This window comes from Epibacterium sp. MM17-32, from assembly GCF_022348205.1.
GTDB lineage: Bacteria > Pseudomonadota > Alphaproteobacteria > Rhodobacterales > Rhodobacteraceae > Epibacterium.
Genome location: NZ_JAKRFC010000002.1, coordinates 302,683 through 323,359, shown reverse-complemented (window position 1 = coordinate 323,359; position 20,677 = coordinate 302,683). Strand labels below are relative to the sequence as shown.

Sequence of the window (20,677 nt, the reverse complement as noted above, 5' to 3'; positions counted from 1 at the left end):
GCCTATACCTCCGTCTTGGTTGCGGTGCGGCGTTCGAACCACAGTTCTGCCTGCGCCCCCGCCATCATCCCGGCCAGCCCGGCCACGATCAGACCGAGGTTGTAGGGCAGCATCGCCGCCGGCAGCGCGACGGCACAGGCGGTGAAACAGGCCACAACATGCGCCGGGGTGCGCAGCATCGGCCCGATCATCGCCAGAAAGGCGATCGGCAGCACAAAATCCAGCCCGAGACTGTCCGGCACCGATGCCCCCACCAACGCGCCGGTGATTGTCGCCACCATCCAGAAGGGCGCCACCAGCCCGTTGGTGCCAAAGAAATAGGCCATCCGTTCCGACGTGCCCCAGTCGGCGCGGCGTTCAAATTCGATCATCGACAGAGCATAGGATTGATCCACGGTGACATAGGCCGCACAGGCCCGCTGCCAGAGCGGCGCATCGCCCAGGTAGGGCGTGAGCGAGGCCGAATACATCGCCACCCGCAGGTTCACGGCGAGGGCGGAGATCAGCACGATCAACGTCGGGCTTTGTTCCTGCATCAGCTGGAGCGCGGTGAACTGGGCAGAGCCGGCAAACACCGCAAGCGAAAAGGAAAACGCCTCGATCACGTTCAGCCCGGCCTCGGCGGCCAGCACGCCGAACAGCAGGCCAAAGGGGCCGGAGACCAGCACAAACGGGGCGCTGTCGCGCATGCCTTTCCAAAAGGCGGATTTCACGGTGGAGATTGGCATGACGGGGCCTTAGGTTATGCCTCACATGGCTACGCGGGTTGGAGGCGCTTGGCAATTGGCAAAACTTAACGTGGCAACGGAATACCGTATTGCACCGGACCCCGGCAACCCGCGTCTGACTCGCAAGGTCACGGGCGTTGATCATCTTGGTCAAGAGGCCGAGATTTCGGTGGTCGAGGAGCGCCCGCTCACGATCTATCTGAACCGGCAGGAGATCGTCACCGCCATGACCATCGGCGACTACCCGGAGTATCTGGCGCTGGGGTTTTTGAAAAACCAGGGCATGCTGAGCGCTGACGATGTCGTGACCCGCGTTGACTACGACGAAGAAGTCGAGACGGTGGTGGTCCGCACCGAGGTCGAGACCTCGCATGAAGAAAAGCTCCAGAAAAAGACCCGAACCTCCGGCTGCGCGGTCGGCACCGTCTTTGGAGATATGATGGCGGGGCTTGAGGGCGTGACCCTGCCCGCAACGCCGGTGAAGACATCCTGGCTCTATACGCTTGCACATGAGATCAACCGCACGCCCTCGCTCTATCTGGAGGCGGGGGCCATTCATGGCACGGTGCTGTGTCATCAGGACCACCCGCTGGTCTACATGGAGGACGTCGGGCGCCACAATGCGGTGGACAAGATCGCCGGCTGGATGCTGTCGGAGCGGGCAGAGGCATCGGACAAGATCCTCTATACCACCGGGCGGCTGACCTCGGAGATGGTGATCAAGACCGCGATGATGGGCATCCCGGTGCTGGCCTCGCGCTCTGGCTTTACCGCATGGGGCGTGGAAATCGCGCGGCAGGTGGGGCTGACTCTGATCGGCCGGATGCGCGGGCAGCGGTTTGTCTGTCTGGCGGGTGAGGAGCGTCTGGCGCGCGATGTGGACCCAAGCGCCATGCCGGAGGAAGACAAGAAACACCGCCGCAAGAGCGCGGATTGATCGCGCGGGGCGCAGTGCCGCGAGCGAATTTGAATAGTCTCAATAAACGAGAGATAGATATTTTGACCCACACGATTGAAGTCACCCGCCCGCTGGACCCGAAGGTATTGGCCCGTGCGATGCAAAAATGCCGACGCTCTGGACCCAAAACATCTACTGGTTGGTTGGGTCATGTCGTTTCATTGTTGTTTGGGGGGATGGTCTGCGCAGGGGGAATTGTCTTAGCATTTATCGTATTAAGACTTGGGGGCGCATCGCCTCACCAGCAAGGGGTTTGGGGACCTTTCCTCGGGACTGTTTTGGCTATAGCAGTTCTATACAGCGTCAAAATTCTGAGACGGCGTGACATGGCAGAGCAATTCCTGAGTACGCCGATTTTGCGTACTTTGCAGCGGTTTGATCTCTCGGCAAATGGGCTTGAGCTGGTATCGCAATTGGGGCTGTCTCGCTTTGACTGGAGCGCTGTGGACCGGGTGCTTGAGGACCAAAGCTATCTCTTCTGTTTCCTTGGGCCGAGTGTGATTGTCATACCAACGGGCACTCTTTCTACTGACCAGCGTGCAATGCTTCTGAAGGATATCGCCGTATGGCGAAAACAGGAGGGTACAGCATGACCCAGCCACTTGGAGTGATCCTTGCAGGCGGTCTCGCCACCCGGATGGGTGGTGGTGACAAGGGGCTTTTGTCCCTTGGCGGTCAGAGCCTGATGGCGCGTGTCATCGACCGGCTATCACCGCAAGTGCGTCAGATCGCGCTCAACGCCAATGGTGACGGGGCGCGGTTTGATGACTTTGGGCTGCCGGTCATCCCAGACAGTATCGAAGGCTTTGCGGGGCCGTTGGCGGGGGTTCTTGCGGGTCTCGATTGGGCGGCGGAACAGGGGGCGGAGGCGATTGTCACGGCGGCGGCTGATACGCCGTTTTTCCCGCATGATCTGGTGGCGCGGCTGGTCGCGGCCTCTGATGGGCAGAGCCACCCGCTGGTTCTGGCAACCACGCCCAAGAGCGGTGATGAGGTGCTCAAATCCGGCGGCAAGGGGCGCGTGAATCGGCATCCGACGTTTGGTCTGTGGCCGGTTGCCCTGCGCGATGATCTGCGTGCAGCGCTTGAGGGCGGTTTGCGCAAGGTGGTTCTGTGGACGGACCAGCACGGCGGACGCGAAGCCCTGTTTGAGGCGGAGCCCTTTGATCCCTTCTTCAACGTCAACACGCCCGACGATCTGACGCGGGCAGAGGGTCTGTTGCGATGAAGCTCTATGGGGTGACGGGCTGGAAGAACAACGGCAAGACCGGGCTGATGGAGCGCTTGGTGGCGGAGTTCACCGCGCGTGGCCTCAGGGTCTCGACCCTCAAGCATGCCCATCACGCCACCGATGTGGACCAGCCCGGCACGGACAGTCACCGTCATCGTGTTGCGGGCGCATCAGAGGTGGTGCTGGCCTCGCCCAATCGCGTCGCCATCATGCAGGAGCTGCGCGGCGCGCAGGAACCCTCATTGACGGAACTCCTCGCCCGGATGCGCCCGGTCGACCTGATCCTGATCGAAGGCTATAAGCGCGAGACCCATCCAAAGATCGAAGTGCACAGGGCGGAGGCCTCGACGGCGCTGATCGCGCCAAACGATCCAACCATCCGCGCGGTGGCATCTGATACGGCGCTGGAGCTTGATCGCCCTGTCTTTGATCTCGATGACACGGCGGCGATTGCCGATTTTATCGCGGCGGAGCTGGGGCTCTGAGGGGCTTTGACACCTTTGTCATGGTGGATTGGTCCGGGGGCAACGACACCGGACCACGCCCGCGCAAGGATGCCATCTGGGCCTGCGTGGCGCGCGGGGGCGCGGCTGAGCCCCCTGTCTACCTGCGCAATCGCGCGTTGGCGCAGGAGTGGCTGGCCGATCTGATTGACACCGAACTGACAGCGGGCCGCAGGGTGGCGCTTGGGTTCGATTTCCCGTTTGGTTATCCCGCAGGCTTTGCCGCGGAGATGACGGGCAAGCCCGACCCACTGGCCCTGTGGCAATGGTTCGCTGACCGGATCGAGGATACGCCGAAGGCGAACAATCGCTTTGATCTGGCGGGTGAAATCAATCTGAGCCTTGGGTCGGGACCGCAGAGGCCGGGTCCGTTCTGGGGCAATGGGCTGAGGCGTGACATTCCCGGCCTGCCGCGTCGCAAGGTGCGTTATCACAACCCCTTTGCGGATCGTCGAGCGGTGGAACACCGTGCCAAGGGCAGCTTCACGTGCTGGCAGATGTCTGGTGTGGGTGCGGTTGGCGGGCAGGTTATGATGGGCCTGCCGGTGCTGCACCGACTGCGCGCAGGGTTTACGCCCCATGTGGCGGTCTGGCCGTTCGAGCCGCTTGATGCATCGGTTGCGCTGCTGGAGATCTGGCCGTCGCTCACGGTCCCGCCGGCCCCCGACGAGTGGATCAAGGACGCCTGGCAGGTGCACAGCGTGGCGCTGGACCTCGCCCGTCGCCCTGTGGCAGACCTGAACCGATACCTGAACGTGACCGCCCCCATCGCATTGGAAGAGGGCTGGATCTTCGCCGTGGAGCCTGACCGATGACCCTCACACCGCCACCTCTCAGCAATGATTGTTTCGCTTTGCCGCAAGGGGTGGACTGGACGCCCGTGGATGAGGCGTTGGCACTGTTGCGTGGCCGTCTGGGACCGGTGACCGGGGCGGAGACCGTGTCCTTGTCCGAGGCGCTGGGGCGTGTCCTTGCCGAGGATGCAATTGCGCTGCGCTCCAATCCGCCGCAACCCAATACGGCGGTGGATGGCTATGGCTTTGCCGGTGGGCGTCCCGAAGGAGCGCATGTGATGCCGCTGGTGGCAGGGCGTGCCGCTGCCGGGGTGCCGTTTAACGGCGCAGTGCCACCCGGACAGGCGATTCGCATCCTGACGGGTGCGGCCTTGCCCGAGGGCGTCGATACCGTGATCCTTGAGGAAGACGTGCGCACGGATGGGGCCTCTGTCGCCTTTAACGGACCGCTGAAACCGGGGGCCAATACCCGTAAGGCGGGCGAGGATGTGGCCGCAGGCGATGTGATCCTGCCCGCAGGCCGGGTGCTGACCCCAGCGGATTTGGCGCTGGCCTCTGCCACCGGGCTTGCCGAGCTTCTGGTACGCAAACCTCTGCGGGTGGCGGTGATCTCCACCGGCGATGAACTGGTGGGCCCCGGAGAGCCAGCAGGCCTGGGTCAGATCTACGATGCCAACCGTCCGATGCTGCTGGCTCTGATCCGGCAGTTCGGTTTTGAGACGGTGGATATGGGGCGGATCAAAGATGACCGCGCCGCGCTTGGCGCTGCCTTTGATCAGGCCGCCGCGCAGGCGGATGTGATCTTGACCAGTGGCGGCGCCTCGGCCGGGGATGAGGACCATGTGTCGGCTCTGCTGCGCGAGGCCGGTGCGATGCAGGAGTGGCGCATCGCGCTGAAACCGGGCCGCCCGCTGGCGCTGGGACTGTGGCAGGGCACGCCGGTCTTTGGCCTGCCGGGTAATCCGGTGGCAGCGCTGGTCTGTACATTGGTGTTCGCCCGCCCCGCGATGGGGCTGATGGCCGGCGCCGGTTGGGCAGAGCCGCAGGGGTTCGAGGTGCCAGCCGCCTTTGCAAAACGCAAGAAGCCAGGGCGGCGGGAATATCTGCGCGCGCGTATGCGGGCAGGACGGGCGGAGGTGTTTAAATCCGAAGGCTCAGGCCGAATTTCCGGCCTCAGCTGGGCCGAGGGTCTGGTGGAACTGCCCGACGGGGCCGCCGAGATCGCGCCGGGGGGTCCTGTACGATTTATCCCTTTCGCCAGCTTTGGCATGGGGTGACAGGGCGGGCGGGAGCGCTCCCGCCGAGCGCGGCGGCATCACAGATGCCACCACCCCCGTTTGGGCCCGGCAGCGCGCCCTGCGGGCGCGCTGTGGGTCGCGCCTGAACGACCCCTATCGCTGTAAATCGCGGGCCGCGCCCGCAGGGCGCGCCGGGCCCAACGGGAACGGCTGCATTTATAATGCAGCTGTGACGGGCGGGAGCTTCCCCGTCGCTTCATCCCGGTTGATGTCGTCAGAGGTTCAGCGCCCGCGCAAAAACATCGTTTTGATAGGCCTGATCCTCAATGCAAAACTGCGTGATGCCGATCCGCTCAAAGCCCTGAGCGAGGTAGAAGGCGACGGCGGGCGCATTCTCAGAGTTGGTGGTGAGCCAGACCGAAGCAGCTCCCGCCTCCTGTGCGGCCCGCATGCCGGCTGACAAGAGCGCGCGGCCAATGCCCTTGCCATGATGACGCGGCTGCACGTAGAGCGTGGCGACCTCGGTTTGGTGGTCGCCTGTCAGCGGGTCCGGGCAGCGGTGTGCCACGCGGATGTAGCCATCAATGCCATCCTGGTTCTGCGAGACGATGATGGTTTGATCCGGCGCTTGGATCAATGCGGCCATTCGGGCCGGCGTAAACTCTGACAGCACATAATCCGCAAAATGCGCGTTGATGCCCCGGCGCAGATACGTGCTGATCCAGACCTCCAGCGACAGGGCCGCAAGGCTTGATGCATCCTCGGCGCGGGCCGGGCGTAGGGTCATGCGCCCGCAGCCCCAAACGCGCTGCGCATCAGTCGAAGGTGCCCGCAACACGCCCCAACAGCATGAACGCACGGGCGGTGCGGGTGTCGCTCAGGGCGGAGATCTCCGTATCGGTCGCCTCCGCCTCGAACCGGGTGAACATCTGGTCGAACCGGCGCAGGAAATGGTGGGCGCTGTCGCGAAACAGCGGGTCCTGCTTCATCCGCGCCGACGACAGCGCCAGCGACGACCGGTCCCGCACCCCGCCAAGTGCCGCGACCGCGCGCCCGCGCGCGCCGTTGGCAAACTGCCGCCAGATGTCGGGGCGGGCGCGGTCGGGGCGCAGGTCATCCATATAGATGCCTTCCTGACTCAGCAGGGTCAGCACATCCTGGGCGGCGCGGATCACCTGCGCCGCGTGGCGGTCCTTCAGCGCAAGGCGCAGAGAGACAAAGCCATCCTCATCCTCAGCCGACTCCGGGAAGTTCAGCGCCCGGATGAAATGCTCATTGGACAAGGGCGGCGACATGTCCTCGGCAGAGGTGCCCAGCTCCAGCGATCCCTGTTCGGCCACCGCCTCCATCGCCTTGGACGGAATCGCCAGCCGTTCCGGCGTGCGGCGGGTGGACTGGAAGGTGGCCAGAACCGTCTCCGTCTTGCGGGCGGTTTCGGCGATCTCTTCCAGCTTCTTGGTCACCGAGGGCTCGGACACGGCGGCTGCCGCCTGGGTATGGGCAAGATACATATGACGCAGGCTGGAAATCGCCGCATGCAGGCGATCCGTCTCTTCGCGCATGATCCGGGCCGACCGCAGCGCGATCGCGGCCACCAGCAGCATCAGCACCGGCATCATCACCGCAAGCACCCGCACCAAGGGTGCGTTCCACTCGGTCGACAGCGCCATGTCGGGCGCCAGCACATAGACCGCAAGGATAACCAGCACCCAGAGCACCGCCAGCGCCAGCGCCGCCAGCTCGGGCAGGCCAAGCGGCGTCCGGGAACTGCTCTCCAGTTCCGGCAATGCCATACCGGCCTGCCGGGCGGCAGAGGGCTGGTCCTTCTGGCTGGGATCGGTGGTCATGTCCTGCCCGCTATGTCCCTCTGTGTGCTTGGTTTTGCCTAGGCGTAGGTGATCTTGAGAATCTCATAGGCACGATCCCCGCCGGGGGTGCGCACCTCTACACTGTCGCCTTCTTCCTTGCCGATCAAGGCGCGCGCGATGGGGGATTTCACATTCAGCAGACCCGCCTCGATATTGGCCTCATGCTCACCCACGATCTGCCAGGTCTTCTCTTCGTCGGTGTCTTCGTCCACCACGGTGACCTTGGCGCCGAACTTGATCGCGCCCGACAGTTTTGCCGGATCGATGACATCGGCCAGCGACAGCACGCCTTCGAGCTCCTTGATACGGCCCTCGATAAAGGACTGCTTTTCACGGGCGGAGTGGTATTCGGCGTTTTCCGACAGATCGCCCAGCTCGCGGGCCTCGGCGATGGCCTGAATGATGGCCGGGCGCTCCACGCTCTTGAGATTCTTAAGTTCCGCTTCCAGCGCCTGAAAGCCCGTCGGCGTCATCGGGATCTTGTCCATGGTCTTGTCCGCTTTCGTGGTTCGTTCTTTTGTTGTTGTTTCATGTCTCTTGAACGCCGCCGCCCCGCCGCGAGGAGCAGCGGGGCGAGCCGTCGTGTTGGCAAATACCTGACCCAATCATGGACGCAATTGCAAGGGGGGCTGCGCGGGATGTGCGGGCTTTTGCTGTTTGCTGCGGGTGTTTAACGCAGCCAGCGGGGCCTCGGCGGCAGCGGCCCGGTCAGGCTGGGAGGCCGTGGAGGCCGCGCCCGATGTCGCCGCGCGGGGCCGAAGTCCCGTAACCCGCGCGGTCCGTTTGCGGCCAGGAACAGAAGGTCAATCATACTCAACGAGCTCATACTCCACCCCTTCTTCGTCGAGGAAATAGAACCGGCGTCCCGGTTCATAATCCGCATGGCTTTTGGGGGTGTAGCCCGCCGCCTTCACTGCCGCTTCGGCGGCATCGAGATCCTCGACCACGACCGCAAGATGGTTGAGCGCGCCCTTGCTGGAATAGCGCGGGGTCGGGTCGGCCAGACCCTCGGCGGGCGCATAGAGCGCGAGGTAGCTGTCCTTGGACCCCACATGCACGGTGTAGCCGCCGTTCAGGGCCGGACCCCGCCAGCGGATGTGCCAGCCAAAGATTTTTTCCATCCATGCGGCGGTCTTGTCGGGATCGCTGACGCAGATATTGGCGTGTTCGAGCGTTGCAGTCATCGCGGAGGCTCCTTCCATATGTCTTGCCTCCATCCGTGATAATTTCTAAACCTAACTTTAGCTCAAGAGGTTTCTGGCCGATCCCTGCGTTTTTTACCCGGCCCCATGATTGGCCCGTCGCCCGGCCCACCAGCTACGGAAGGATCTACCGCATGCCCGCAGCCCATGGACTGTCGATCGGATATCTGGCCGAGCGCACCGGCCTCGCGGTGTCGGCCATTCGCTATTACGAGGCGCAGGGCCTGTTGGAGCCCTGGCGCAATGCAGGCGGCCAGCGCCGGTTCCACCGCGCCGACATTCGCCGGCTGAGCTTTATCATGATTGCACAGAAGTTCGGCTTTACCCTGCCGGAAATCCGCGAGCAGCTGCAAAGCCTGCCCAACAAGCGCACCCCGACCAAGGACGACTGGTCGCGCCTGTCGGCGGGGTTTCGCAGCCATCTGGACGCGCGAATCGCAACGCTTGAAAAACTGCGCGACGATCTGGATGGCTGTATTGGCTGCGGTTGCCTGTCTTTGCCCACCTGTGCGCTCTATAATGCAGAGGACCGGGCCGCCAAAAAGGGCCAGGGACCACGATATCTGATGGGAGATCGGCCCGAAACTTGACACTCCTGTCGATTCACGCCGTTATTCGCGTCTCGGGTGACGAAAACCGGCGCGCCAAGGGGGTATTTTCCGGGTCTGTCAGGGAACCTACGTAGGGTATGGATTGACCTCTCCATGCTGCACCCGCTAAGCAACCGCGCAAGAATGTTGCGCCACACCGCCAGCGCAGTCACATTGCGCCAACCAGCCAAGGACCAGACGCGCAGGTCCGCACGATAGCCAAGGAGCACGCCGAATGGCCGAGATTGAACGCGAAGCAATGGAATACGACGTTGTGATCGTCGGGGCCGGTCCTGCCGGTCTGTCGGCCGCGATCCGTCTGAAGCAACTCGACGCCGATCTGGACGTCGTGGTGCTGGAGAAGGGGTCCGAGGTCGGCGCGCATATTCTGTCTGGCGCGGTTCTGGACCCCTGCGGTCTCGATGCGCTGATGCCCGACTGGAAGGAAAAGGGCGCGCCGCTGAACGTTCCGGTCAAGGACGACAATTTCTACATGCTGGGCGAGGCGGGCCAGCTCCGCATCCCCAACGCGCCGATGCCGCCCCTGATGAACAACCACGGCAACTACATCGTCTCCATGGGCAATGTCTGCCGCTGGATGGCGGAGCAGGCCGAGGAGCTGGGCGTCGAGATCTTCCCCGGCATGGCCTGCTCCGAGCTGGTCTATGGCGACAAGGGCGAAGTCAAAGGCGTGGTCGCGGGTGTCTTCGGCCTCGAAGAAGATGGTTCCTACGGTCCCAACACCGAACCGGGGATGGAGCTGCACGGCAAATACGTCTTCCTCTCCGAGGGCGTGCGCGGGTCGCTCTCCAAAGAAGTCATCGCCAAGTACGGTCTCTCTGACGGCAAGGAGCCGCAGAAATACGGCGTCGGCATGAAGGAAATCTGGGAGATCGACCCCGCCAAGCACAAGGAAGGCTCCGTCACCCACACCATGGGCTGGCCGCTGAATTCCAACGCCGGCGGTGGCTCGTTCATTTATCACCTGGATAACAATCAGGTCTATGTGGGCTTTGTGGTGCACCTGAACTACAAGAACCCGCATCTCTATCCCTACATGGAGTTCCAGCGCTTCAAGCATCACCCGATGGTGGCGGAGCTTTTGAAAGGCGGCAAACGCGTCGCTTACGGCGCGCGCGCAATCACCGAGGGCGGTTATCAGTCGATGCCGAAACTGACCTTCCCGGGCGGCGCGCTGCTGGGCTGTTCCGCGGGCATGGTCAACGTGCCGCGCATCAAGGGCAACCACAACGCCATGCTGTCCGGCAAGGCCGCAGCCGAAGCGGCCTATGAGATGATCAAGGCCGACACCACCGATCAGGAGCTGACCGCCTATGAGGCGGAGGTGCGCAATGGCGCCATCGGCAAGGATCTCAAGATGGTGCGCAACGTCAAACCGATGTGGTCCAAATGGGGTCTCACCGCCTCGCTGGCGCTGGGTGGTCTGGACATGTGGACCAACAACCTCTTTGGCCTGTCTCTCTTTGGCACGCTGGGTCATGGCAAGAACGATGCCGAGGCGACGGAACCGGCCGAACAGCACAAGCCCATCGACTATCCCAAGCCCGATGGCGTGTTGTCCTTTGATCGTCTGACCAACGTCTCCTTTGCGGCGACCAACCACGAGGAAAGCCAGCCCTGCCACCTGCGGCTGGGCAACAAGGACACGCCGATCTCCGTCAACCTGCCGAAGTTCGACGAACCCGCGCAGCGCTACTGCCCGGCTGGTGTCTATGAGGTGGTCGAAAAGGACGGCAAGGCCGAGTTCGTCATCAACTTCCAGAACTGTGTCCACTGCAAGACCTGCGACATCAAGGACCCGAGCCAGAACATCAACTGGACCACGCCGCAGGGCGGGGATGGACCCAACTATCCGAACATGTAACCGGCAGATATGCCATTCGTGATCACTTTGATGGGGCGCCTGCGGGGCGCCCCATTGCGCATTGCAGGGCTGGCGTCTACGCTCCGATCCAGATTGTTGTGATCCTGCTCTGGAGGCCCCTTCGTGCCCGTATCCTATCTCCGTTCCCTGACCTGCGCCGCCGCGCTTTTGTTGACCACTGGCCCGATGGCGGTGGCGGACGGGCTGGCCGGGGCTTACCTGGCCGGGCGGGCCGCGACCTACGACAGCGATTTTGCCGCCTCGGCCAAATATTACACCCGCGCGCTGGTGCGCGACCCGCAGAACGTCACCCTGATGGAGAACCTCGTCTATGCGCAGCTGGCGCTGGGCAATGTGAAATCCGCCCTGCCGGTGGCGCAGCGGATGTGGGAGGCCGGCGTGCGCAGCCAGGTCGCCAATATCGTCATGGCCGGCAACCTCGCGCTTGAGGAGGATTACGCCGGATTGCTGGCGCGTGATGCGCAAAAATTCGAAATCAGCCCGCTGGTCGACGGCCTGCTGGACGCATGGGCCTACATGGGCAACGGCGCGGTGTCAGAGGCGCTGACCCAGTTCGATGCGGTGGCCGGGCAGGACGGGCTGCGCTTCTTTGCGCTCTATCACAAGGCGCTGGCGCTGGCCTCTGTCGGCGATTACGAGGGCGCCGAGGAGCTGCTGGCCGCAAATGAGGGCCAACTGGGCCGCTCCTCCCGCCGCGCGGCCATTGCCCGGGTGCAGATCCTGTCGCAGCTTGGCCGCAACGAGCAGGCGCTCGAGGTGCTGGTGGACAGTTTCGGCGCCGGGTTCGACCCCGCGCTGACGGATCTGGCGGACCGCCTCGCCACCGGTGAAACGCTGGCGTTCTCGATCGCGCCAACGCCTCGGGATGGCATGGCCGAGGTGTTCTTCAGCCTCGGGCAGGCGCTGTCGGGCGAGGCCGCGAGCGACTACGTGCTGATGTATGCGCGCATGGCCGCGACCCTCAGCCCCGCGCATGTGGACGCGATCCTGCTCAGCGCCGGTCTGCTGGATCAGATGGGTCGCTACGAGCTGTCGATCGCCACCTACAAGAAAGTGCCGCGCGATCACTCCGATTTCCACGCCGCCGAACTGGGTCGCGCCGAGGCCTTGCGCCGGTCGGCCAATCCGCAGGCGGCACAGGAGGTGCTGGAACAGCTGGTGCGCGATTTCCCGCAGCACATCGCCGTGCACATCGACCTGGGCGATCTGATGCGCCAGCAGGAGGACTATGCCGGCGCCGTGGCGGCCTACAATCGGGCGCTCGACCTCAGCGAGGAGGACGCCCCCAATCGCTGGTTCCTGCTCTATGCGCGCGGCATCTGCCACGAGCGGTTGCAGGAATGGGACGCGGCGGAGGCCGATTTCCGCGCCGCGCTCGAGATCGACCCGGACCAGCCGCAGGTGCTGAACTACCTCGGATATTCGCTGGTGGAGCGTCAGGAAAAGCTGGACGAGGCGCTGGCGATGATCGAACGCGCGGTCGCCGCGCGCCCCGACAGCGGCTATATCGTCGACAGCCTCGGCTGGGTGCTCTACCGGCTTGGAGATTACGCGGCGGCTGTCGGGCATATGGAACGCGCGGTGGAGCTGATGCCGGTGGATCCGGTGGTCAACGACCATCTGGGGGATGTCTACTGGGCCGTGGGCCGCAAGCTGGAGGCCGAATTCCAGTGGAAGCGCGCCCTGTCCTTCGTCGATCCCGAAGACACCAACGCCGAAGCCGACCCGGAGCGTATCCGCCGCAAGCTGGAAGTTGGCCTGGATGTGGTTCTGGCCGAAGAAGGCGCGGCCCCCTTGCAGGTGGCCAATGACGACAGCTGAGGTCTTTGCCCCGGCCAAGGTCAACCTCACCCTGCATGTCACCGGCCGTCGCAGCGATGGCTATCACCTGCTCGACAGTCTGGTGGCGTTTGCGGACGTGGGGGACCGGCTGCGTCTGACCCCCGGTCCAGAGCTGTCGCTGGCGGTGTCGGGGCTGTTTGCCCCCGGTGTACCGGAGGATGCGCGCAACCTCGTGTGGCGCGCGGCAGAGGGTGCCGGGTGGACCGGTCAGATCGCGCTGGAGAAATCCCTGCCGCATGGGGCCGGTATCGGGGGCGGGTCTTCGGATGCGGCGGCCCTGCTGAACGCCGTGACCAGGCAGGGGGGGACGTTTCCGGACGCTCTGCCGCTCTCGCTGGGGGCGGATGTCCCGGTCTGCATGACCGCTGCGGCGACGCGGATGCAGGGCATCGGAGAGGAGATCACGGCCGTCGCCTTGCCACGCCTGCCGGCGTTGCTGGTCAATCCCGGCGTCGAAGTGCCCACGGGGGCCGTGTTCTCGGCGCTTGCGTCACGCGACAATCCCCCGATGCCCGCAGAGGTGCCGCTGTTTGACGGCATCGGAGACTGCGCCGCCTGGCTGGAGGTGCAGCGCAACGATCTGGAGCCTGCGGCGATCCAGGTCGCGCCGCAGATCGACCGGGTATTGAGCGATCTGCGCGGCACCCGCGATGCGCTGATGGCGCGGATGTCGGGGTCGGGGTCGACCTGTTTTGCGCTCTATCCCAGCATGAAAGCCGCCCATTTCGCCGCCTATGAGATCGGCGCAGAACATCCCGAGTGGTGGTGCGTGGCGACCGAACTGACCTGAACCGCCCCGGCCTGGCCCGCCGAGCCCGGCAGCCCGCCCAACCCGCGCGGTCAGTTCAGCCGCGACACCACGTAATCGGCCAGATCGATCAGCATGGTGCGAATGGGGTGCTCCGGCAGGACCGCGAGCGCGGATTTCGCCTTTTCCGCCCAGCCAAAGGCATCCGCGCGTGTTGCCTCCAGCGTGGCGTATTTTGCCATCAGTTCCAGCGCGTGCTCCAGATCGCCGTCCTGCTGCCGGCCCTTGGCGATGGTGCGCTGCCAGAAGGCGCGCTCCTCATCGGTGGCCTCGGCAATCGCCTTGATCACCGGCAGCGTCAGTTTGCGTTCACGGAAATCGTCGCCGATGTTCTTGCCGGTCTTTGTGGTGTCGCCCTGATAATCCAGCAGGTCATCGGCGATCTGGAAGGCGATCCCAAGCGCGTCACCATAGTCAAACAGCGCCTGCACCTGCGCTTCGGGCGCGTCCGCGATGACGCCGCCCACTTCGGTGGCGGCCGAGAACAGCGCCGCCGTCTTGCCGCGCACCACCTGGAGGTAGATCTCTTCGGTGGTGGCCAGATCGGTCGCTGCCGTCATCTGCAACACTTCGCCCTCGGCAATGGTGGCCGAGGCATTGGCGAGGATGTCCAGCACCCGCAGCGATCCGGTATCCACCATCAGCTGGAAGCTGCGCGCAAAGAGGTAGTCGCCCACCAGAACCGAGCTTTTGTTGTCCCACAGCAGGTTGGCGGTGGGGCGGCCCCGACGCTGGGCGCTTTCGTCGACCACATCGTCATGCAGCAGCGTCGCGGTATGGATGAATTCGACCGTCGCCGCCAGCTTCAGGTGGTGGTCGCCGGTGTAGCCACACATCCGTGCTGCCGCCAGCGTCAGCATCGGGCGCAGCCGCTTGCCGCCGGCCTCGACCAGATGCGCGGTCACTTCGGGGATGCGCGGGGCATGTTCCGAGGCCATCCGCTCGCGGATCAGCCGGTTCACGGCCTCCAGTTCCTCCGCAAGGGTGGCGGCCAGCAATTCATGGGGCTTCTGCGTCATCACCTGGTTCATCACATTCCCGACTGATAGGCTCGACAAGACCCCGGTCTTGCCCTTAGATCCATGGATATGAAGGAAGTTCTGCGCAGCACCGATCCGACGATCATGGCCTTTGCCACCGCCCTTCTTAACGGGGAGGGTATAGACTGCTTTGAAATGGACGTAAATATGAGCGTTCTTGAAGGGGGCATCGGGATTTTTCCGCGTCGCCTGCTGGTGCATCCCGATGATCTGGCGGAGGCGCGCGTGGTGATGCGCGACAACGATCTGCCGGTGTCGGACCGTGACTGACCCGGCGGTGTTTTCCGACACCGACCTCAGCCATGATGGCTTCCTCGGGGGGCGCCTCACCCTTGCCCAGCCCCGGACAGGCTATCGTGCCGGGGTGGATCCGGTGCTGCTGGCGGCCAGTGTTGCCGCGCGTCCGGGACAATCGGTGCTGGAGCTGGGCTGTGGCGCGGGGCAGGCGTTTCTCTGCCTTGGGGCGCGGGTGGAGGGGCTGACCCTCACCGGGGTCGAGCTGCAACCCCCCTATGCGGAACTGGCGCGCCAAAATGCCGCTGCCAATGGCATCGCGGCAGAGGTCGACTGTGCGGATCTCGAACAGCTGCCGGATAGGCTGCGCCAGCAGAGCTTTGACCACGTGATCGCCAACCCGCCCTATTACCGTGCTGGCGCCCATAGCCCGGCGCAGGACGCCGGGCGGCGGACGGCCCTGGGCGAGGCGACCCCGCTGGCGGTCTGGATCGACACTGCCGCTCGGCGGCTGACGCCCAAAGGGTATCTGCATATGATCCAGCGCGCGGATCGTCTGCCCGACATGCTGGCCGCCGCTGCCGGGCGACTGGGCGCGCTGGAGGTGCTGCCGCTGGCGCCCAGGGTGGGGCGCGGGGCGGAGCTGGTGATCCTGCGCGCACGAAAAGGCGGGCGGGCTGCCTTTCGCCTGCATGCGCCGCTGGTGCTGCATGCGGGCGCGCGGCACGAACGCGACGGCGCCGACTACAGCGCGGAAGTCACCGCCGTCTTGCGCGACGGAGCCGCCTTGCCCTGGCCGCAACGCTGAATCGCCGACCGCGCCGCAGCGGGTCGAAGATTTGCGCTATCTTTGTGCTTTTGAATAGGCAAAGCCGAATGTGGCTGCCCGCAGGTGGGGCTGGATGAGCGGGTTTTAGCCAAAAGTTGCAATTTGCACAAAAGAACCGTTCTGAATTGTGCGTCTGCGGCGTGACAGGTTGAAAGATCCATGCTCCAATCCCCATGTTGTTGGCATCAAGCTTTGAAAAGGAGGAATGACATGAGCCTCAGCTCGCATCTCACCGAACTGAAGAAGAAGCACGAGCATCTGAGCTTTGAAGTGGAACGAGCGGAGAAATCCCCGGCCACAGACCGCCTCCAAGTCAAATCCATGAAAAAAGAGAAACTGCGCCTGAAGGACGAGATCGAGCGTCTCTCCCACGCATAGCGGCGCGGCAGATCGGTTCTCTGCACCTGCATAAGACCGATCCACAGTATCCGATGACGGGCCGCCTAGGGGCTTTATCCCAACCGGTCCCGGTTAGTGACAGGATGAAGGGCCTCGCCAAGCGCGAGGTCCTTTTCTATTTGAGAAAGGCAAATATGCCGGTCTGCGCCTCCGGGGCGCAGGATATGCCGCCCGCTCAGGCGGTGACGGAGGCCCGCGCGGCCAGAAGGGCACCGCCGGTGATCAGCAGCGCCGCCAGTGCCAGGCCCCAGGAGGGCGCGGCGATCCCCGCTGCCACCAGAATCAGTGTCGACAGCAGCGGCGCGGCATAGGAACTGGTGCCCAGCATCTGAATGTCGCCCTGTTTGACGCCGATGTCCCAGACGTAGAACGCCAGCCCCACGGGGCCGAGACCCAGGAGCAGGGTCGAGCTCCAGCCCAACAGGCCGAGGGGCCAGACGGTCTCTTCCACCAGCAGATGCAGCACGCCGGATGCAATGGCACTGAGCAGGCAGAACACCGCAACCGACGCCGTGGGCGCATGCCCCATCAGGCGCGAGCCGACCGAATAGCTGGACCAGAACAGCGCACACAGAAAGGCAAGGCCGTAGCCGGGCAGATATTGCGCCTGAAACCCCTCACCGCCCCCGGTGATGATGCAGGCCGCCCCGGCAAACCCCAAGAGCGCCCCGAGGAAATGCCCCCCGCGCAGCCGCTCGCCGGGCAGCAGGCCGGAAAACAGCACGATCAGCAGCGGCCAGAGGTACGCGATCAGCCCGGCCTCGGCCGCCGGCGCCGCCCGCAGCGCCGAAAAATAGAGCGCGTGATAGCCGAACACCCCGATCGAGCCAAAGGCATAGACCCGCAGCGGCACCCGGCGCAGCTGGGCCCAACTGTCGGTCATCTGAACCCAGATCAGCCCGATCACCCCACCAATGGTAAAGCAGATCGCATTCAGCATCAGCGGTGGCGTCGGGCTGGAGCCGACCGTCAACAGCGCCAGAAGCGCCCAGAGGAGAACAGCGACAAATCCAATGGCGGTGGCGCGGGTGCGGGGCATGGGGCGTCAGAGATCCTTGACCGGGATGATTTGAAAATCGTCCCACATATGTGCAGTTCTCTCGATCTCTGCAAAGAACCATTCGCGAAATGCCCGGATTTGCGGCCGATCCTGGGTGCTGGGCAGGCACAGGAACCGAAACCGGGCCTCGGTTTCGATCGCGATCTTGAACGGCGCCACAAGGCGGCCTTCCTGCACATCCTTGATAATCATCGGGCGCCGTCCCAGCGCGACGCCCAGCCCGGCGCATGCGGCATCAATGGCGTGATCCGCGTGCGAGAAATGGGTGCCATGGCCCGGCGTGAACGCCAGCCCCAGGGCGCGAAACCATGTGGGCCAGTCGCAAGCGGGGCTGAGAAAGCTGATGCTGTCATCATAGATCAGCGGCGCTTCACGCAGGCTTTCGGGGGTGGGAAACCGCTCATAGAGCTCCGGCGTCATCACCGGGGTCAGCCACTCCGGGCGCGCGGGTTGCGATACGAGATCCTCGTCAACGCCATAGCCGAATCGGATCGCCACATCGACGCTGTCGCGGCGCAGGTCCACCACCCGCAACCCCGCCGACAGGCGCAGGTCGATGTCGGGATGGCTGCGGGCAAAGTCATAGAGCCGCGGCGCCAGCCATTTTGCCGTCAGCGCCGGCCCCGCCGTCACCGTCAGCGAGGTGGTGTCCAGCACCCGCTGCGCCTGTCGCCAGGCCGCACTCAGGGCCTGAAACCCCGCGTCCGCCCCCGGTGCCAGCGCCGCCCCGGCCTCGGTCAATTCCACCGCACGATTGAGGCGGTGAAACAGCGGCGCGCCCAGATGCGCCTCCAGCGATTTGATCTGAAACGACAAGGCGGCCGGAGTCACATTCAACTCCTCCGCCGCCTTGGCAAAGGACATATGCCGGGCAGCTGCGTCAAAGGCGCGCAAAGCGGTCAGCGGGGGCAGGCGGTCGGTCACGGTTCACCCAAGAATAACTTAACCGAAGCTCGCAAAACTCTCGTTTGTCGTCAATCCAGCAAATGCGCATATTGAGGACACAACAGAGACGCTAAACCGAAAGGTGGCCAGGATGATTGAATATACTGCAACAGCCGAAGTGAAACAGGGCATGGCCCGGGCCCACGACGCGCGTGCGCAGGTCCTGCGCGATGCGCTCTCATGGATCTTTGCCCGCCGCCGTGCACCGGCTTCGGGATATCGGGTTTCCCGCTGGACCTCAGCGCGCGCGAGCTGACCAACAGGCCCTTACGGGATGAGAGAAGGGCCGGTTCATCACGAACCGGCCCTTGCTCTGTTCATAGCGTTGCGAAACCCGGGCGATCAGACGAAGAACTGGCCGCCGTTTGCGGAAATCGTGGAGCCGTTGATAAACGAGGCCTCGTCCGAGGCGAGGAACCCGACGCAACGTGCGATTTCTTCGGGCTCGCCCAGACGTCCGGTGGGGATCTGTCCGATGATCGCATCGCGCACTTTCTCGGGCACCGCCATCACCATTTCCGTCGCGATATAGCCGGGGCAGACCGCGTTGGCGGTGATGCCCTTGGCCGCACCTTCCTGGGCCAGCGATTTCACGATGCCGAGGTCGCCGGCCTTGGTTGCGGCATAGTTGACCTGTGCAAACTGGCCCTTTTGACCATTGATCGACGAGATCACCACAACGCGGCCAAAACCCCGCTCGCGCATGCCGGGCCAGACCGGATGTACCGTGTTGAACACGCCGGTCAGGTTGGTGTCGATCACCTGCTGCCATTGTTCGGGCTGCATCTTGTGAAACGGCGCATCGCGGGTGATGCCGGCGTTGGCGACAACGATGTCGATGGGGCCAAGCTCCGCCTCGACCTGTTCGATCCCGGCCTTGCTTTCCTCATAGCTGGCCACGTTCCACTTGTAGGTCTTGATCCCGGTTTCCTCGGTGAACTGTGCAGCTGCGGCATCGTTGCCGGCATAGGTCGCGGCGACCTGACAGCCTTGCGCCTGAAGAGTCTTGGAAATAGCGGCGCCGATACCGCGCGATCCGCCGGTAACAAGGGCAATACGAGCCATGTGAGGGTCCTCCAACTTCTTTACTTCACTTTGTAATCTTATTGCATGGCAGTGCGCCAAGTGGCAATAAAATTTCGTAACCATTTTGCGCTTGCAGAATTGCGCCACGCCTCAGGCCGTGCCCCTACACTAAACCGGAGATTGTAACGGGGGAACGAAAAACAAAGGGGCGTCCGAAGACGCCCCCAAAATTGCCGATATTCCAATCAGGACTGAGCTTTTTACGGGCGCTCCACGCACATGGCGACGCCCATGCCGCCGCCGATGCACAGCGTCGCGAGGCCTTTTTTCGCGCCGCGGCGTTTCATTTCAAACAGCAGCGTGTTCAGGACGCGGCAGCCCGATGCGCCGATCGGGTGGCCGATGGCGATGGCACCGCCGTTGACGTTCACGATCTCCGGGTTCCAGCCCATGTCCTTGTTCACGGCGCAGGCCTGGGCGGCAAAGGCTTCGTTGGCTTCGACCAGGTCGAGGTCGTCCACGGTCCAGCCAGCCTTGTCCAGCGCCTTGCGCGACGCATAGATCGGGCCGACGCCCATCACGGAGGGGTCGAGGCCCGCCGTCGCATAGGACGCAATGCGCGCCAGCGGTTCGATGCCGCGCTTCTCGGCCTCATCGGCGCTCATCAGCAGGGTGGCGGCGGCGCCGTCGTTCAGACCGGAGGCATTGGCCGCGGTCACCGAGCCGTCCTTGGCAAAGGCGGGGCGCAGTTTCTGCATCGCCTCGATGGTGGCGCCGTGGCGGATGTATTCGTCCTGATCCACGGTGATGTCGCCCTTGCGGTGCTTGACGACAAAGGCGGCGATCTCATCGGCGAATTTGCCCGCCTTCTGCGCTGCTTCGGCCTTGTTCTGCGAGGCCACGGCGAATTCATCCTGCATGTCGCGGGAGATTTGCCATTTCGCGGCAACGTTCTCGGCGGTCTGCCCCATGTGGTAACCGTTGAAGGCATCCCACAGGCCGTCGCGGATCATGGTGTCGATATATTGCATGTCGCCCATCTTGTGACCTGCGCGCAGGTTGGCGGCATGGGGGGAGAGCGTCATGTTTTCCTGACCGCCCGCGGCCACGATGGACGCATCTCCCAGCTGAATGTGCTGGGCGCCCAGTGCAACAGCACGCAGACCCGAACCGCAGACCTGGTTGATGCCCCAGGCGGCGCTTTCCTGCGGCAGGCCCGCGTTGATATGGGCCTGACGGGCGGGGTTCTGGCCCTGGGCTGCGGTCAGCACCTGGCCGAGGATGGTTTCCGAGACCTCGGATTTGTCGATGCCGGCGCGGGCCACGACGGCCTCCAGCACGGCGGCGCCCAGATCATGGGCGGGCGTATTGGCGAACGCGCCGCCAAAGCTGCCGACGGCGGTACGCGCGGCGGATGCGATTACTACGTTGGTCATTCGGTCAGTCCTCTGCACTAAATGCGGAAATGCCGACGCG

23 protein-coding genes are annotated in these 20,677 nt (G+C 64.0%); 13 read left to right on the top strand and 10 right to left on the bottom strand.

Annotated features, from left to right (window positions below; translation table 11 throughout):
* Positions 1-2: 2 nt before the first annotated feature.
* Entirely contained in the window at positions 3-728 is a 726-nt protein-coding gene (locus MHM88_RS04525; protein WP_239318708.1) for an AzlC family ABC transporter permease, read from the bottom strand.
* Between the two features lie 55 nt (positions 729-783).
* On the opposite strand from MHM88_RS04525, the gene MHM88_RS04520 reads away from it, so the two are divergent.
* The 6 genes from MHM88_RS04520 to glp all read left to right on the top strand — a co-directional run bounded on the left by MHM88_RS04520 (position 784) and on the right by glp (position 5,491).
* Positions 784-1,665, top strand: coding sequence for a formate dehydrogenase accessory sulfurtransferase FdhD (locus tag MHM88_RS04520; RefSeq protein WP_239360525.1), 882 nt, complete (start codon positions 784-786; stop codon positions 1,663-1,665).
* Positions 1,666-2,012: 347 nt separating this feature from the next.
* Positions 2,013-2,279, top strand: coding sequence for a YcxB family protein (locus MHM88_RS04515; RefSeq protein ID WP_239360523.1), 267 nt, complete (start codon positions 2,013-2,015; stop codon positions 2,277-2,279).
* Entirely contained in the window at positions 2,276-2,914 is a 639-nt protein-coding gene (mobA, locus tag MHM88_RS04510) for a molybdenum cofactor guanylyltransferase MobA (RefSeq protein WP_239360521.1), read from the top strand. Before MHM88_RS04515 ends, mobA begins: the two co-directional genes overlap by 4 nt.
* A complete protein-coding gene (gene mobB / locus MHM88_RS04505; protein ID WP_239360519.1) occupies positions 2,911-3,402 on the top strand; it encodes a molybdopterin-guanine dinucleotide biosynthesis protein B in 492 nt (163 codons plus the stop codon). Before mobA ends, mobB begins: the two co-directional genes overlap by 4 nt.
* Positions 3,403-3,422: 20 nt before the next feature.
* Positions 3,423-4,235, top strand: a complete 813-nt coding sequence (locus tag MHM88_RS04500; RefSeq protein WP_239360517.1) for a molybdopterin guanine dinucleotide synthesis — start codon at positions 3,423-3,425, stop codon at positions 4,233-4,235.
* Positions 4,232-5,491 (top strand): gephyrin-like molybdotransferase Glp, encoded by a 1,260-nt coding sequence (gene glp, locus MHM88_RS04495; RefSeq protein ID WP_239360515.1) that lies wholly within the window; start codon positions 4,232-4,234, stop codon positions 5,489-5,491. Before MHM88_RS04500 ends, glp begins: the two co-directional genes overlap by 4 nt.
* 235 nt (positions 5,492-5,726) lie before the next feature.
* Here glp and MHM88_RS04490 read toward each other — a convergent pair whose 3' ends face one another.
* The 4 genes from MHM88_RS04490 to MHM88_RS04475 form a co-directional block, all read right to left on the bottom strand.
* Positions 5,727-6,239 (bottom strand): GNAT family N-acetyltransferase, encoded by a 513-nt coding sequence (locus tag MHM88_RS04490; RefSeq protein ID WP_239360512.1) that lies wholly within the window; start codon positions 6,237-6,239, stop codon positions 5,727-5,729.
* Between the two features lie 28 nt (positions 6,240-6,267).
* The gene (locus tag MHM88_RS04485; RefSeq protein WP_239318716.1) at positions 6,268-7,299 is read right to left on the bottom strand and encodes a hypothetical protein; all 1,032 of its coding nucleotides are present in this window, start codon (positions 7,297-7,299) and stop codon (positions 6,268-6,270) included.
* Positions 7,300-7,337: 38 nt separating this feature from the next.
* On the bottom strand, positions 7,338-7,808 hold the full coding sequence (gene greA, locus MHM88_RS04480; RefSeq protein WP_239318717.1) for a transcription elongation factor GreA: 471 nt from the start codon (positions 7,806-7,808) through the stop codon (positions 7,338-7,340).
* Positions 7,809-8,123: 315 nt separating this feature from the next.
* Entirely contained in the window at positions 8,124-8,504 is a 381-nt protein-coding gene (locus MHM88_RS04475) for a VOC family protein (protein WP_239360509.1), read from the bottom strand.
* A gap of 152 nt (positions 8,505-8,656) precedes the next feature.
* Between MHM88_RS04475 and soxR the strand changes: the two genes are divergently transcribed.
* The 4 genes from soxR to MHM88_RS04455 all read left to right on the top strand — a co-directional run bounded on the left by soxR (position 8,657) and on the right by MHM88_RS04455 (position 13,650).
* Entirely contained in the window at positions 8,657-9,112 is a 456-nt protein-coding gene (gene soxR / locus MHM88_RS04470) for a redox-sensitive transcriptional activator SoxR (RefSeq protein ID WP_239360506.1), read from the top strand.
* Positions 9,113-9,347: 235 nt separating this feature from the next.
* Complete coding sequence (locus MHM88_RS04465) at positions 9,348-10,997, top strand: electron transfer flavoprotein-ubiquinone oxidoreductase (RefSeq protein ID WP_239360503.1); 1,650 nt, start codon at positions 9,348-9,350, stop codon at positions 10,995-10,997.
* 123 nt (positions 10,998-11,120) lie between these two features.
* A complete protein-coding gene (locus MHM88_RS04460) occupies positions 11,121-12,839 on the top strand; it encodes a tetratricopeptide repeat protein (protein WP_239360480.1) in 1,719 nt (572 codons plus the stop codon).
* Positions 12,826-13,650 (top strand): 4-(cytidine 5'-diphospho)-2-C-methyl-D-erythritol kinase, encoded by an 825-nt coding sequence (locus tag MHM88_RS04455; protein WP_239360468.1) that lies wholly within the window; start codon positions 12,826-12,828, stop codon positions 13,648-13,650. The genes MHM88_RS04460 and MHM88_RS04455 overlap by 14 nt, the downstream gene beginning before the upstream one ends.
* Positions 13,651-13,700: 50 nt before the next feature.
* On the opposite strand, the gene MHM88_RS04450 is transcribed toward MHM88_RS04455, so the two are convergent.
* Positions 13,701-14,699: a polyprenyl synthetase family protein gene (locus MHM88_RS04450; protein ID WP_239361157.1), complete on the bottom strand. Its 999-nt coding sequence runs from the start codon at positions 14,697-14,699 to the stop codon at positions 13,701-13,703.
* Between the two features lie 57 nt (positions 14,700-14,756).
* On the opposite strand from MHM88_RS04450, the gene MHM88_RS04445 reads away from it, so the two are divergent.
* The 3 genes from MHM88_RS04445 to MHM88_RS04435 all read left to right on the top strand — a co-directional run bounded on the left by MHM88_RS04445 (position 14,757) and on the right by MHM88_RS04435 (position 16,149).
* Positions 14,757-14,978 carry a DUF2007 domain-containing protein gene (locus tag MHM88_RS04445; RefSeq protein ID WP_239318727.1) on the top strand — a complete coding sequence of 74 codons (222 nt, stop codon included), beginning with the start codon at positions 14,757-14,759 and terminating at the stop codon, positions 14,976-14,978.
* Positions 14,971-15,750: a methyltransferase domain-containing protein gene (locus MHM88_RS04440; protein ID WP_239360465.1), complete on the top strand. Its 780-nt coding sequence runs from the start codon at positions 14,971-14,973 to the stop codon at positions 15,748-15,750. The genes MHM88_RS04445 and MHM88_RS04440 overlap by 8 nt, the downstream gene beginning before the upstream one ends.
* Positions 15,751-15,981: 231 nt before the next feature.
* Positions 15,982-16,149: a YdcH family protein gene (locus tag MHM88_RS04435; protein WP_239318732.1), complete on the top strand. Its 168-nt coding sequence runs from the start codon at positions 15,982-15,984 to the stop codon at positions 16,147-16,149.
* A gap of 196 nt (positions 16,150-16,345) precedes the next feature.
* Here the strand turns inward: MHM88_RS04435 and MHM88_RS04430 are convergent, their stop codons facing one another.
* The 4 genes from MHM88_RS04430 to MHM88_RS04415 all read right to left on the bottom strand — a co-directional run bounded on the left by MHM88_RS04430 (position 16,346) and on the right by MHM88_RS04415 (position 20,637).
* Complete coding sequence (locus MHM88_RS04430) at positions 16,346-17,209, bottom strand: DMT family transporter (RefSeq protein WP_239360462.1); 864 nt, start codon at positions 17,207-17,209, stop codon at positions 16,346-16,348.
* Positions 17,210-17,215: 6 nt separating this feature from the next.
* Positions 17,216-18,154 carry a transcriptional regulator GcvA gene (locus tag MHM88_RS04425; protein ID WP_239360459.1) on the bottom strand — a complete coding sequence of 313 codons (939 nt, stop codon included), beginning with the start codon at positions 18,152-18,154 and terminating at the stop codon, positions 17,216-17,218.
* 363 nt (positions 18,155-18,517) lie between these two features.
* The gene (phbB, locus tag MHM88_RS04420; RefSeq protein ID WP_239360456.1) at positions 18,518-19,240 is read right to left on the bottom strand and encodes an acetoacetyl-CoA reductase; all 723 of its coding nucleotides are present in this window, start codon (positions 19,238-19,240) and stop codon (positions 18,518-18,520) included.
* A gap of 221 nt (positions 19,241-19,461) precedes the next feature.
* A complete protein-coding gene (locus MHM88_RS04415) occupies positions 19,462-20,637 on the bottom strand; it encodes an acetyl-CoA C-acetyltransferase (protein ID WP_239318738.1) in 1,176 nt (391 codons plus the stop codon).
* Between the last annotated feature and the right edge of the window lie 40 nt (positions 20,638-20,677).